At 60.8% G+C, this 13247-nt stretch carries 14 protein-coding genes; 4 read left to right on the forward strand and 10 right to left on the reverse strand.

Annotated features, from left to right (window positions below):
- Window positions 1–67: 67 nt before the first annotated feature.
- From AC3YUO_RS12120 to AC3YUO_RS12150, 7 genes are all read right to left on the reverse strand, one after another.
- On the reverse strand, window positions 68–796 hold the full coding sequence (locus AC3YUO_RS12120) for a CvpA family protein (protein WP_489963302.1): 729 nt from the start codon (window positions 794–796) through the stop codon (window positions 68–70).
- A gap of 33 nt (window positions 797–829) precedes the next feature.
- Entirely contained in the window at window positions 830–1999 is a 1170-nt protein-coding gene (locus AC3YUO_RS12125; RefSeq protein WP_489963303.1) for a DUF5711 family protein, read from the reverse strand.
- Between the two features lie 25 nt (window positions 2000–2024).
- Complete coding sequence (gene truA / locus AC3YUO_RS12130; protein WP_489963304.1) at window positions 2025–2777, reverse strand: tRNA pseudouridine(38-40) synthase TruA; 753 nt, start codon at window positions 2775–2777, stop codon at window positions 2025–2027.
- Window positions 2778–2788: 11 nt separating this feature from the next.
- Complete coding sequence (locus AC3YUO_RS12135; RefSeq protein ID WP_489963305.1) at window positions 2789–3598, reverse strand: energy-coupling factor transporter transmembrane component T family protein; 810 nt, start codon at window positions 3596–3598, stop codon at window positions 2789–2791.
- Window positions 3599–4462, reverse strand: coding sequence for an energy-coupling factor transporter ATPase (locus AC3YUO_RS12140; protein WP_489963306.1), 864 nt, complete (start codon window positions 4460–4462; stop codon window positions 3599–3601). It lies immediately after the preceding gene.
- A gap of 82 nt (window positions 4463–4544) precedes the next feature.
- The gene (locus AC3YUO_RS12145; RefSeq protein WP_489963307.1) at window positions 4545–5402 is read right to left on the reverse strand and encodes an energy-coupling factor transporter ATPase; all 858 of its coding nucleotides are present in this window, start codon (window positions 5400–5402) and stop codon (window positions 4545–4547) included.
- A gap of 36 nt (window positions 5403–5438) precedes the next feature.
- Window positions 5439–6305: a class I SAM-dependent methyltransferase gene (locus AC3YUO_RS12150; RefSeq protein ID WP_489963308.1), complete on the reverse strand. Its 867-nt coding sequence runs from the start codon at window positions 6303–6305 to the stop codon at window positions 5439–5441.
- Window positions 6306–6526: 221 nt separating this feature from the next.
- Between AC3YUO_RS12150 and AC3YUO_RS12155 the strand changes: the two genes are divergently transcribed.
- Window positions 6527–7225: a hypothetical protein gene (locus AC3YUO_RS12155; RefSeq protein ID WP_489963309.1), complete on the forward strand. Its 699-nt coding sequence runs from the start codon at window positions 6527–6529 to the stop codon at window positions 7223–7225.
- Between the two features lie 111 nt (window positions 7226–7336).
- Here AC3YUO_RS12155 and AC3YUO_RS12160 read toward each other — a convergent pair whose 3' ends face one another.
- Genes AC3YUO_RS12160 through AC3YUO_RS12170 form a run of 3 tightly spaced genes read right to left on the reverse strand, consistent with a single transcriptional unit; the run spans window position 7337 to window position 10949 of the window.
- Window positions 7337–8200 carry an FAD binding domain-containing protein gene (locus AC3YUO_RS12160; protein ID WP_489963310.1) on the reverse strand — a complete coding sequence of 288 codons (864 nt, stop codon included), beginning with the start codon at window positions 8198–8200 and terminating at the stop codon, window positions 7337–7339.
- Entirely contained in the window at window positions 8197–8673 is a 477-nt protein-coding gene (locus AC3YUO_RS12165) for a (2Fe-2S)-binding protein (protein ID WP_489963311.1), read from the reverse strand. Before AC3YUO_RS12165 ends, AC3YUO_RS12160 begins: the two co-directional genes overlap by 4 nt.
- Window positions 8674–8687: 14 nt before the next feature.
- Window positions 8688–10949, reverse strand: a complete 2262-nt coding sequence (locus AC3YUO_RS12170; protein WP_489963312.1) for a xanthine dehydrogenase family protein molybdopterin-binding subunit — start codon at window positions 10947–10949, stop codon at window positions 8688–8690.
- A 46-nt stretch (window positions 10950–10995) separates the two neighbouring features.
- Between AC3YUO_RS12170 and AC3YUO_RS12175 the strand changes: the two genes are divergently transcribed.
- From AC3YUO_RS12175 to AC3YUO_RS12185, 3 genes are all read left to right on the forward strand, one after another.
- Entirely contained in the window at window positions 10996–11172 is a 177-nt protein-coding gene (locus AC3YUO_RS12175) for a hypothetical protein (protein ID WP_489963313.1), read from the forward strand.
- Window positions 11173–11386: 214 nt separating this feature from the next.
- A complete protein-coding gene (gene nhaC / locus AC3YUO_RS12180; RefSeq protein WP_489963314.1) occupies window positions 11387–12814 on the forward strand; it encodes a Na+/H+ antiporter NhaC in 1428 nt (475 codons plus the stop codon).
- A 100-nt stretch (window positions 12815–12914) separates the two neighbouring features.
- Window positions 12915–13247, forward strand: a 333-nt coding sequence (locus AC3YUO_RS12185; RefSeq protein ID WP_489963315.1) for an aromatic amino acid lyase, incomplete at its 3' end; no start/stop codon positions are given.

Consider the following 13247-nt stretch of genomic DNA (forward strand, 5'->3'; position numbering starts at 1 on the left):
AGGGATTTCATTTGGTGGAGATGATACACCACAATTATGAACTTGTCATGAATATCCCGGGGAAAAATCAGGGAAGCAGGGTGAGGGGGCTGGAGCTGCAGAAGAAGTGGAGCAGGTATGTGCTCTGAATGGCCTCCTGGGGGAGAAAGCTGCCTTTGAGGAGCCAGCAGGCGACGTAGATGAGCAGTGCGCCCTTGAAAAGACCCAGGGCACCGCCGCCCCAGCGGTTGAGGGAGGACAGCACCGGCAGCTTGAAGGCGAGATCCAGCGCATGGCTCACGAAGAACCAGAGGATGAGAATCAGCACAAAGGACACCACGAACAGCACGATCCGTGCAATCTGACCGGCGATGTACTCGGAGATGACCATGGTGGCATTGGCGGTGGCGGCCACCAGGCCCGCATCCACGGCGGACTGGAGGGCGTCGGCAAAGCCGCGATAGAGGGGGGACTCCTTCATAAGGGTAAGAAGCTCCTCCAGCGGCAGGTCGGGGACCGGGGACTCCTGGCTGGAATCGGACCCGGCGGGAAGCTGGACCTGGGAGGAATCCTCCAGGGAGAGGTCCGGGGACTGCAGCTTTTCCGATACAGAGTGCTGAATGCTGGACTCGATCATGGGGCTGATGGCCTTGCTGACCGGCTGGGCCAGCACGTTGGAGACCACCGTTGCACCGATGAGGGCCACAAAGATGGCCAGAAAGCCGCAGAAGGTGAGGATAAAGCCGGTGCGATAGCCGCGCCAGACGGACAAAGCCAGCAGCACAACAATAATGGCGTCAAAAATCAGGTATTGCATGAGAAACCTCCTTGGGTTCGCCCGGGGGCGGGGTCAGCTGGGAATATACAGCCAGGCCTGCTGGCTGTCCGCCAGCATTGCGGAGCCGTTGGAGGACAGGGCGGTATAGCGCGCCCCCTGGGTGGAGTCCAGCACGGCATATTCCCGAAAATCCGAAGTGTAGATGGTGAGCGCACTGCCGGAGAGCAGAGCGCAGTAGTTTCCGGCGCCGTCAAAGTCCAGAACCTGTCCCGAGAGGGTCAGATCCGCGATGACCTCGCCCTTGTTGTTTATGGTGACAGCCTGATTGGCGCTGCCGGCCCGGTAGCTGCCCAGGAGCAGCAGAGCAAAGCCGTCGCCTCCCAGACTGCAGCCCTTGAGATAGGAGCGGCCGAAGGAGTAGCTGGCCACCTCCTGTCCGTCGTCGGACACGATCATCAGGCAGTCCTCGCCCAGTACCCACAGCCGACCGTTTTCATAATCCAAATCCAGCACCGTTGCTCCATCCAGAGAGGCCTGGGCGCTGGGTTCCTCCTTGTCCACGGGATAGAACAGCACCTTGCTCTGGAAGACACCGCCCTCCTGGTCCATGGTGGTGACCGCCACCGTGCGGCAGTCGGGGGACAGAACGGCGTCCACCACGAAGGTGGAGGAGAGGCGGATCTGGATGACCTCGCTGCCGCTGGCGTTGTAGACGGTGACCACGCCCTTGTAGCCGCTCTGCTGGGCGGTGACCGCCAGCCAGCCGCTGTCGTTGACACGGGCGGAGAGCAGATCGCCCCCGCCGTCCAGCGAGAGGTTCAGGGCCTCCCGTCCGTCCCGGAACAGGAACAGAGACTGCCCGCCGGCGTCGTAGACCACGCCGGCATTGGAGGATGCCGAGAGCACCGGGTGCTCCATGGCCTGGACCTCCTCGGCATAGGACTCGCCGGAGAAGGAGTAGTAGTGGGCTCCAGCGGCGGAGGAGAGGAGAATGCCGCTGTCCAGATAGGCAAAGGACAGCTTGTCGCCGCCGGCATGGGTGAAGGGGGCGGCCTGACCGGTGTCACTGGTCTCCAGAGAGCGGTAGGCCAGCCAGCGCTTGAAGGCGTCCAGGTTGAGCCGGTCCCGGTAGACCACCAGCAGCAGGGCGCCCGCTACAAGAGCGCCGGTGATCACCAAAATAAGCAGGCGGACGAAAATATTCGGTTTTTGCGGCTTTTTCGCCGGTGCTTCTCGCTTCATGGTGTCCTCACAAGTTTTCTGAGTGTTACAGCACGTCCTCGTCATACCACAGCCGGGTCATGTAGAGCCCGCCCGGAGGGACGGTGGGACCGGCCAGGGTGCGGTTGCCTGAGTCCAGAATGGCGGGAATGTCCTCGGGGGAGAGCTTTCCCTCTCCGGCGTAGACAATGGTACCCACCATGGCCCGGACCATATTGTAGAGAAAACCGTTGGCACACACCTTACACTCTATCAAATCTCCCCGGCGGGAAACGTCGAAGTAGTAGACGGTGCGCACAGTAGTCCGGGTCTCGGTACCCACAGAGCGGACGGCCCGGAAATCGTGGGTGCCCACAAACTGGTCCGCCGCCCGCTGGAGGATGGTCTCATCCAGATGCTTGGGGTAGAACCAGGCACGGTCCACATAGAAGGGGTTGCCCAGGCGGGAATTGTAGATGCGGTAGGTGTACTCTTTTTTATGGCAGGAGCCGATGGCGTTGAACTCCATAGACACCTGGGTGGCCTTGACCACCACGATGTCGTTGGGCAGGCGGGTGTTTACCGCCAGAGGAATCCGGTCGCAGGGGATGGTGGAGGTGGTGCGGAAGTTGGCCACATAGGTCTCCGCATGCACTCCGGCGTCGGTACGGCCCGCCCCGGTGCACTTCACCGGGTGGCACACCACCGTGGACAGGGCCTTTTCCAGAGTTTCCGCCACGGAAATGGCGTTTTTCTGCACCTGCCAGCCGTGGTAGGCCGTGCCGTTATACATCAGTTTCAGGGCAATGTTGCGTTCCATTGGCATTCCTCTTACAGTCCGAAATGGCCCAGCACGCCCACCAGCACTGTGATCACCAGGAAGAAGATCAGAACCCCATAGTCCCGGCCCTGGTACTTCAGCTGGCGCAGACGGGTGCGTCCCTCGCCGCCGTGGTAGCAGCGGCACTCCATGGCCACCGCCAGCTCGTCGGCCCGGCGGAAGGCAGAGATGAACAGGGGTACCAGCAGGGGGATGAGCGCCTTGGCCCGCTGCATCAGATTGCCGCTTTCAAAGTCGGCGCCCCGGGCCCGCTGGGCAGACATGATCTTGTCCGTCTCCTCAATGAGGGTAGGGATGAAGCGCAGGGCGATGGACATGATCATGGACAGCTCGTGGATGGGAACATGGAGCTTTTTCAGGGGGGAGAGGAGAGACTCCAGTCCGTCGGTGAGCAGAATGGGGGAAGTGGTGTAGGTGAGCAGGAAGGTGCCTGCAATGAGCATCATAATACGCACCACCATGAAAAAGGCGTTGAATACGCCCTCCAGGGTGATGGTAAGGATCCAGAACTTCACCAGCACGTGTTCTCCTGAGGTATAAAAGAGGTTCAGGAGGGCGGTGAAGATGGCGATGAAGAGAATGGGCTTGAGCCCGCGCAGAATGGAGCGCAGGGGCACCTTGGAAATGCGGATGGCCAGGGCCAGAACGGCCAGCATAATGGCGTAGGTGACGAAGAAGTCGGCCAGGAAGAGGGAGACAATATAGAGGGTCACCGCAATGAGCTTGGTGCGGGGGTCCAGGCGGTGAACCAGGGAGTTACCGGGGAAATACTGTCCCAGAGTGATGTCCTTCAGTGCCATTTACACTTCCCCCTTTCCAAGCTTCGCCAGCAGAGCGGCCTTGGCCTGCTCGATGGTGTAGACCGAGGGGTCAATGTCCACGCCCATGGCCTTCAGCCGGTGGAACACCCGGGTCATCTGGGGCACGCCCAGGCCCATGGCCTCCAGCTCCGCGCCGTGGCAGAATACCTCCCGGGGGGTGCCGTGGAAGGGGATCTTCCCGTCGTTGACCACCACAAGCCGGTCCACCGTCCGGGCCACCTCCTCCATGGAGTGGGAGACCAGAATGATGGTGGCGTTGTGTGCCTGGTGGTAGTCCCGGATGTTGCCCAGAATGGACTCCACGCCCACCGGGTCCAGTCCGGCAGTGGGCTCGTCCAGAATGAGCACCTTGGGCTCCATAGCGATGACGCCTGCGATGGCCACCCGGCGCTTCTGACCGCCGGAGAGCTCGAAGGGAGACTTGTTCAGCTGGTCATCCCGCAGACCCACAAAGTAGGCCGCCTCATGAACCCGTCGGTCAATCTCCTGCTCGTCCAGCCCCATGTTCTTGGGGCCGAAGGCGATGTCTTTATACACCGTCTCCTCAAAGAGCTGGTACTCCGGGTACTGGAATACCAGACCAACTTGGAACCGGGTACGGCGGGTGCGCTTGGGGTCAGACCAGATGTCCTCGCCCTGGAAGAGCACCTGGCCGGAGGTGGGCTTCAACAGTCCGTTGAGGTGCTGAATGAGGGTGGATTTCCCCGAGCCGGTGTGGCCGATGATGCCCAGATACTCCCCCGCATAGGCGGAGAAGTTCACCTCCTGCAGCGCACTGCGCTCAAAGGGGGTGCCGGCGGAGTAGGTGTGGGTAAGCTGCTTTGTTTCCAGAATTGCTTCCATGGAAGTTCCGTCCTTATGGTAGAGTGGTACACGCCCGCGAAGGGGTCGCGCCCAAAATTGAGTGAGAGGAAGTAACGAAGACTTATTTGCCGCTGCCGTCCAGCAGCGTTTTCAGGACCAGGGCGCACTCCTCATCGCTGAGGGCGTCCAGGGGGACGTCAAAGCCCTCCTGCCGCAGCTGCCAGAGAAGCTCGGTGGTCTGGGGCACCGTGAGGCCCACCGCCTTCAAGTGTTCCACCTGCTGGAAGACCTCCCTGGGGGCGCCGTCAGCCACCACCTTGCCCTTGGCCATGACCACCAGCCGGTCGGCCTGGGCGGCCTCGTCCATGTGGTGGGTGATGAGAACCACGGTGACGCCCCGCTCCCGGTTCAGCGCCTTGATGGTACGCAGCACATCCGCCCGGCCAATGGGATCCAGCATGGCAGTGGGCTCGTCCAGCACAATGCACCGGGGCTGCATGGCGATGACGCCGGCGATGGCAATCCGCTGCTTCTGTCCGCCGGAGAGAAGGTGAGGGGCGTGCTCCCGGAACTCATACATGCCCACAGCCTTCAGAGCATCGTCCACCCGTTGGCGGATCTCCTCGGGGGGGACGCCCAGGTTCTCCGGGGCGAAGGCCACGTCCTCCTCCACCACATTGGCTACAATCTGGTTGTCCGGGTTCTGGAACACCATGCCCACCGTGCGGCGGATCTCCAGAAGGCGCTCTTCGTCGGCGGTGTCGATGCCGTCCACATAGACCGTGCCCCCGGAGGGGAGAAGAATGGCGTTCATGTGCTTGGCCAGAGTGGACTTGCCCGAGCCGTTGTGGCCCAGTACGGCCACGAAGGAGCCCTCGGCAATGTCCAGCGTCACCCCGTCCAGCACCACGGGGGCCACACCCTCGGCGGTGGTGTAGGAGAAATGCACGTCCTTGATTTCAATAATTGGCTTGTTCATAGCAAATACCCCGCTGCTTGGAGATGAAAAGGTGCTTTATCTGGATTTGGTCCAGCGCCCGGTGGCGCCGCAGGGGAGAGCCAGACCGCTCTCGGTCACCGGCAGCCCCAGTTCATCGGAGACCGTGTGGCCGCCGAAGCGCTTGGAGATGAGGGTTTCCAGAATGTAGGTGACCACGCTGGGGGCCAGGCCGGTGGTGTAGGAGTTAAGGATGATGAACAGGGGGTCATCGGACAGTACCCCGCTCACCAGCTCCACAAAGGGATAGAGGTTCTCCTCCAGCTTCCAGACCTCGCCCGTGGGGCCCCGGCCGTAGGAGGGGGGGTCCATGATGATGGCGTCATAGCGCCGGCCGCGGCGGATTTCACGCTCCACAAACTTGGCGCAGTCGTCCACAATCCAGCGGATGGGGGCGTCCTCCAGTCCGGAGCTTCTGGCGTTCTCCCGGGCCCACTGGACCATGCCTTTGGCGGCATCCACATGGCATACGTGGGCTCCGGCAGCGGCGCAGGCCACCGTGGCCCCGCCGGTGTAGGCGAAGAGGTTGAGCACATTCACCGGCCGGCCAGCCTTTTGGATCTGTTCCCGGGCGAAGTCCCAGTTGGCGGCCTGCTCGGGGAAGAGGCCGGTGTGCTTGAAGTTCATGGGCTTAACATTAAAGGTGAGATCCTTATAGGAGACCGTCCAGCGATCGGGCATGGACTTGTTCTGCCACTGGCCTCCCCCGGTGGAGGAGCGGGCATACCGGCCCGCATTCACCTTCCAGCCCCGGTGGGTCCGGGGTGTGTTCCAGATGGCCTGGGGATCGGGCCGCACCAGCAGCTGATTCCCCCAGCGCTCCAGCTTTTCACCCCGGGAGCAGTCAATGAGCTCATAGTCTGTCCATTGATTGGATAACCACATCAGGATACACCTCACCATTTTATCATCGAAACTAAGTTAGTATATCATTTCAGCCCCGATCCGTCAATGAATTTGCCGGAACTTCCGGGGGGAACGGGGAAAAGCGGGAGTGGGGATAAGGATTGTATTTTCCGGCAGGCTGTGATAAAATACACGGGAAACCGACTGAAATGGACCGTCCTACTGGGGACGGCAGAACAAATTGAGGAGTCATAACGACGATGGATCATCTCTTCCGTACCGCCGCCTTCGGCGGCTTTCAGCGCCAGGACGTGCTGACATATTTGGAGCAGACGGCAAAGGAACAGCAGGAAAAGCAGCAGCAGCTTCAGCAGCAGCTCTCCCAGGCTCAGGAGACCGGGGAGCGGCAGAGCAAGCAGCTCAGCGAGCAGGGCGAGCGGCTCAACGCCCTGGCCGGAGAAAACCAGCAGCTTCGGGCCCAGCTGGAGGAGCTGCGCCAGAGCCTGTCCGCCAGCCAGGCCCAGGCCGAGCGCACCGGGGAGGAGCTGGCCCGGGTGAAGGGCGAGCTGGAGGACGCCCGCAGCCGCGTGGCGGCTCTGGAGCCGGACGCCGCCGCCTACGCCGCCGTGAAGGAGCGCACCGCCGGAGTGGAGCTGGAGGCTCACCGCCGGGCCCAGGAGATTCAGAATGAGGCCGAGGAGCAGGCCCGCCAGCTGCGCCGCCAGATGGAGCAGTGGGTCCAGCGGGTGGAGCGGGAGTTTGACAGCCTGCGCAGTCAGGTGGAGTCCACCGTTTCCCATGCCGCCGACCAGCTGGGCAAGGCCGGGCAGTGTCTGGAACAGGTTAATGTCCTGATGGGAGAACGGGATTCCGCCCTGGAGGCGCTGGCTAACGCCTGCGCCGAGGCGGAGCCAGCCAAGGTGGCCGCGCCTATGCCCATCCCGGAGACCGAGAACTGACCATACAGAATAAAAACGCTGTAATACGGAAAAGCGCCGTCCCAGTCGGGACGGCGCTTTTCCGTTGTCAAGAATCCAAACCTTGGGATAGAGGAATTTGAATGGAATTTGTTACGGCCGCTCCGGAACCTGGGCCGCAAGGGCAGAGAGCAGATCATCCGCCAATCCCTTCACGGCCTGACGCTTGTAGGGCATAGAGGGGCGGTCGGGGATGGAAGCCTCGATTTCGGAGGAGAGGGCCTGGAAGAAGGCGGGCAGCAGGTCTGGGGACAGGGTCTGCCCCTCCAGCGCGTCGGCGGAGCGGGCCAGGAAGGCCCGGCGGGCTACCGCACCCAGGGCCAGACGCACCTGCTCCATACGGCCATCCCGCAGGGTCAGGGAGACAGCCAGGCTGATTTTTGCGATGGTCACGTGGGCCTGTTCCCCCAGCTTCACAAAGGCGTTGCAGTTACCGGAGGCGGGGAGAGGAATCTCAAAGGCGGTGATGGCCTCGTCTTCCGCCAGAGCCAGCTTGCCTTGAGGGGAAATCAGCTCCTTCATGGGCAGACGTCGAATGGCCTCCTTGCTGTTTAGTACCACACCCTGGGCGCCCAGTACCAAGAGTACCGGGTAGATGTCCCCGGCGGGGGAGGCGTTGCCCACGCTGCCGCCCACGGTGCCACGGTTGCGGACCTGCTTGGAGCCCACATTGCCGCAGGCGGCGGCCAGTGCGGGAAAGTACTGCCGCACCAGAGGGTGTTCCTCCACCTGACTGTGGGTGCAGGCGGCGCCGATGGATAAAATATTATTGTCCAGATGAATGTCCTGAAGCTCCGGGAGATTCACCAGGCTGATGAGCAACCGGGCATCCCAGGGAGTTCCGTTGCGCTTGGCCAGAAAATCGGTGCAGCCGGCGATGAGGTGGCAGTCCGGACCGGACTTCTCCCCCAGACACCGGGCCAGCTCCGGCAGGGTGTTGGGCTGCAAAAACGTCATGTCTTGGCCACCTCCCGAAGCTTTTTGGCCGCATCCCGGACGGCGGCCAGAATCTGAACATAGCCGGAGCAGCGGCAGATGTTGCCGGACAGGGCAATGCGGATTTCTTCCTCGGAGGGGTCAGGGTTCTGAAGTAGCAGTCCCTTGGTACTCATGATCATACCCGGAGTGCAGAAGCCGCACTGAATGGCCACGTGCTCCACAAAGGCATTTTGGATGATGTCCAGCTCGCCGTTTTCTGCCAGGCCCTCAATGGTGGTCACCCGGTGGCCCTCCAGTTGTCCGGCCAGCACCAGACAGGAATGGACGGCCTTGTCGTCCAATAAAATGGTGCAGGCGCCGCACTCCCCCTCGCCGCAGCTCTCCTTGGCGCCAGTGAGGAGAAAGTCCTCCCGCAGCACATCGATGAGGCGTTTCTGAGGCGGCAGGTCCCGGCTGACGGGCCGTCCGTTTAAGGTAAAATTGATTATCATGGAATATTCTCCTCTCACGCCTCGTCCCGTTGGGCCAGGGCGGACAGAATATGAGCCGGGTCCAGGGGCAGTTGGGACAGCTCCAGCCCCAGTGCGTCGTTGACGGCGGCGATGAGGGCAGGGGCCACCGGGACATAGCAGGCCTCGCCGATGGATTTGGCGCCGAAGGGCCCCTCCTCATCGGGCTTTTCGATAAACAGTGTGTCGATGTTGGGCAGGTCGCAGGCCCGGGCCACGTGGTAGCGCTGCAGGTCGGCGTTGAGGGCGCGTCCGGTTTTGGGGTCCAGCTTCAGCTGTTCACAGAATACCAGTCCCATGCCCTGCTGCACGGCACTGCCCACCTGTCCCCGGCACAGAGCGGGGTTCAGGGCTTTGCCCACGTCATGGACGGCCAGATAATCCACCACCCGGCAAAGACCGGTGTAGGTATCCACCTCCACTTCAGCAAAGTGGGCGGCGGCGGGGCCGGGGTTGGAAACCGGCACGTGGGTGTGGGAGACGAACAGAGCCTCCGTTCCCTTGTCGGCCACATAGTAGGCCACCTGGCTGTAGGTGCACCGGCGCTGGGGGTCGGCGGTAACAAAGAGAACGCCGTCCTGGTGGGACAGCTCCTCAGGGGTGCAGTGCAGAAGCTCTCCGGCATTGCGTTTGAGTTGATCCAGCAGCAGCTTGGAGGCATCCAGAATGGCCCGGCCCAACACGTAGATGGAACGGCTGGTGTAGCAGCCGTTGTCCAGGGCGTTGTAGGCGGTATCACCTTCCGGGAGGTCCACCAGATCGGGGGAGATGGACAGCACCTCAGCTACAATGCTCCGGAAGACCATCACCTCGCCGCAGCCGTGGTCATGGACGTTGCAGTTGACGTGGACGGAACCGTCCTCCTCCATCTTCACCACCACGGTGCCCCAATCCCCCTTCCGAGGGAAGTAGCCCGAGGTATGGGTGGCCAGAGCCATGCCCATGCCCCGCACATAGCGGCCGGAGCGGTCCTGCCCGGCCAGACGGGCCTTCCGCTCCTCCCAGTGGAAGCGGTCACGACCTAAAAGGAGTGCGTCCTCCAGAGGCAGGTTGCCCAGGGAGAAGTTGTTGATGCGGCTGGTGGCGTAAGGGGGCAGGATGTTGCGCAGGCGCAGTTCGATGGGGTCCATACCGAAGTGCCGGGCGGCAGCGTTCATCATGTTTTCCATAATGAGGGCGGCCTCCGGCCCACCCCAGCCCCGGTAGCTGCCGGAGGTGGGGGTGTTGGTGCACACAGTGACGGCCCGGTACTCCACATTTGGGATGTTGTAAACCCAGCTGAGCTTTTTGGAGATGGAGCCGGCGTAGTCGGGAGAGACAGTCTGATAGGCGCCGGCGTCCAGCCGACAGTCCAGCTGCAGGCCTGTGATGGTGCGCTGGGGAGAGAATTTAACCTTGATATGGCTGTCCAGTGGGTGCTTGAGCATAGTGCACAGCATTACCTCGGAGCGGGAGAGATGGAGCATCACCGGCCGGCCTGTCATCCGGGCGGCGCAGGCGGCCAGAGGCTCCAGGATCATCTCCTGCTTGCTGCCGAAGGAACCACCCATGGGGGTCTTGATGACCCGGATGTGGCTCATGGGCATGCCAAGGATAGTGGCGATGGCGGAGCGGGCACCGAAGACGGACTGAGTGGCGGTCCAGACGGTCATACGATCGGAGGCAGGGGTGTAGTCAGCCACAGCGCAGTGGGTCTCCATGGCGATGTGGCTCACCCGCTGGGAGGAGGTGTGATGGCAGAACTCCTCCCCCTGGGCGCTGGCGTAGTCCCCATAGCCCACCAGGGGCAGACGGACCACGCCATCCTTCTCGTGGATGGAGCGGGCGTCCTCGGCCAGGGCTTGCTCCGGGTCAAAGATGGGGGGCAGAGGGTCGATGTCCGCACGGATGAGCTGAACGGCCCGCTGAGCAATTTCAGGTGTTTCCGCCACGACGGCAGCAATCCGGTCGCCCACAAAGCGCACATGGCGGGTGAACAGGGTTTCCTGGTCCGGAGCCTGCTCGGTGGCACGCACCCGCCCACGGTTGTAGTGTACGTCGGGGGTGTTCTCATAGCTGAGTACCTTGACTACCCCAGGGAGAGCCAGAGCCTGGCTGACGTCCAGCGAGCGCACCATGCCGTGGGCCACAGGGCTGAGAAACAGCTTCATATACAGCATGCCGGGCAGGCGGAGATCCGCAGCGTAGCGGAGCTGACCGCTGGCTTTGGCCTTGGCATCATTGACGGGAATGTCTTTTCCAATATACCGATAGTCCATTGAAACCCTCCATTTTTACAGGCAAATGTATGTGAGAATACAGGGCATGGCTTCAGAAGTTTTTTATTATTATGGTCAGAGAGGCATCAAGACAGCATCAAAAATATTAGCGGCAGGATTGGCTTGCGCAGAGAGGAGAATGGGGCTTGAAAAGAAGAAGGGAAGAAAAAGTGGCAGGAATCCCATGACTGGGACAAGAAAAGGCCCAAAACACAATGCATAAAAATTTTTGCAAAGCAGTGTGCTGATTTGACGCTCTTTTGATGAGAACCTCCCATAATGTAGCTACCTGAGACGGATGGATGAAAACAGACGAATAAATACATCAGACTAAAAAGGAGGAATGCCGGACAAGAGAAGGTTTGCAGCAGAGAGGTGTGTGTCTCTCTGCCTGAAGCCCGAGCGCAGTCAATATATTTATTTATGGAGGGGAAATCATGAGTGAATCGTCTGCAACTGTAACAAAAAAGGCACCCGTCAGTTTCTGGAAAGCAGTTTTTGTCTTTGTCGTAACCTTTGCGTGTATCCTGCTTGGAATTATTAAATTTGGCACCTCCGCCCATATGCCTCTGGTAATTGCCGCCGGCGTGGCAGCCATTGTTGGCGTAGCATCCGGTTATAAGTGGAGCGAGATGGAGGAGGGAATGAGCGAGACCATCAAGGCCTCTGCTCCCGCTATCCTGATTATGCTGATCATCGGCATGGTCATCGGCACTTGGATTCTTGGCGGCGTCGTGCCCACCATGATCTACTACGGCCTGACCTGGATTTCCCCCAAGGTCTTCCTGGTTACGGCGTGTCTGCTGTGTACCTTGGTTTCTACCTTTACCGGCAGTTCCTGGAGCACCATGGGCACCGTCGGCGTGGCCCTGATGGGCGTGGGTGCCGGCCTGGGTGTCAACCCCGGCATGACCTGCGGCGCTATCATTTCCGGTTCCTACTTCGGCGACAAGATGTCCCCCCTGTCCGACACCACCAACCTGGCTCCCGCTATGGCTGGCACCACGGTGTTCACCCACATCAAGCACATGGTGTATACTACCACACCTTCTTACATTGTGGCTATGATTATCTACGCGGTCATGGGCTTTACTGTGGTGGGTGATTCTGCGGACATGGAGACCATCGACCTGTATCTGGAAACCCTGAGCGCCAACTTCAACATCAGCCCCTGGATGCTCATTCCTCCCATCTGCGTGCTGCTGATGGTGGTCTTTAAGGTTCCCGCCATTCCCGGCCTTATTGGCGTGGCGGTGCTGGGCGGCATCTTCGCTGCCATCTTCCAGGGAGCCCACCTGTCTGAGATCCTGGCCTCCACCTACACTGGTGTCAGCATGGACACCGGCGTGGAAGCCATCAACAAGCTGCTCAACCGCGGCGGTCTGTCCAGCATGCTGGATACCATTGCTTTGATTTTGATTGCCCTGGCCTTTGCCGGCATTGTGGAGCGCACCGGCATGGTGCACAGCATCGTGGAGAAGATTCTCACCGTGGCCAAGAGCGACAAGGCTCTGATGACCACCGCCGTGTTCTCCACCCTGTTCACCAACTTCGCCACCGGCGCTCAGTATGTGGCTCTGGTGCTGCCCGGCCGCATGTTCCGGGAGAGCTTCCGGGAGCGCAACCTGCACCCCAAGAACCTGTCCCGTATTCTGGAGGACGTGGGCACCCTGTGTGCTCCCTTCTGCCCCTGGAGTACTGACGGTGCGTACATTCTGGGTACCCTGGGTGTCGCCACCGCCCAGTATGCACCCTTTATGTTCTTTGCAATGCTGAACCCCATCATGTCCCTCATCTGCATCTGGAGCGGCTGGACCATTGAATACATCGATCCCGCCCAGAAGAACGAAGAAATTATTCCCTGATAGAATTCATAAGGAAATAAAAAGCACTGTGGACAGACTTTGCGGTCTGTCCACAGTGCCGGGGAAAATGAACGGAAATGTGGAAAAGGAGAAAACACCCATGAACAAGGTAATTTTGAACGGAACCGACCTGAAGATTGAAGACGTAGTCAATGTAGCCCGCCATGGCTATCAGGTGGAGCTGGCCCCCGAGTGCCGGGCCAAGATCGAGGAAGTCCGCAAGTACATGGAGAAGGAGTGGATGCGTGAGGACGCGCCCGCTGTGTACGGCTTCAACACCGGCCTTGGCAAGCACAAGGATTGCAAGGTGTCCATCGAAGAGAGCGACCTGCACCAGTACCGTACCGTGCTGTCCCATTGCGGCGGCGTGGGCGACCCCGCTCCTGAGGAAGTGGTGCGCGCTACCATGTGTGTGCGTCTGAACGCCTTCTGC

The sequence above is a fragment of the Pseudoflavonifractor sp. HNCC25GI2 genome, assembly GCF_058136395.1.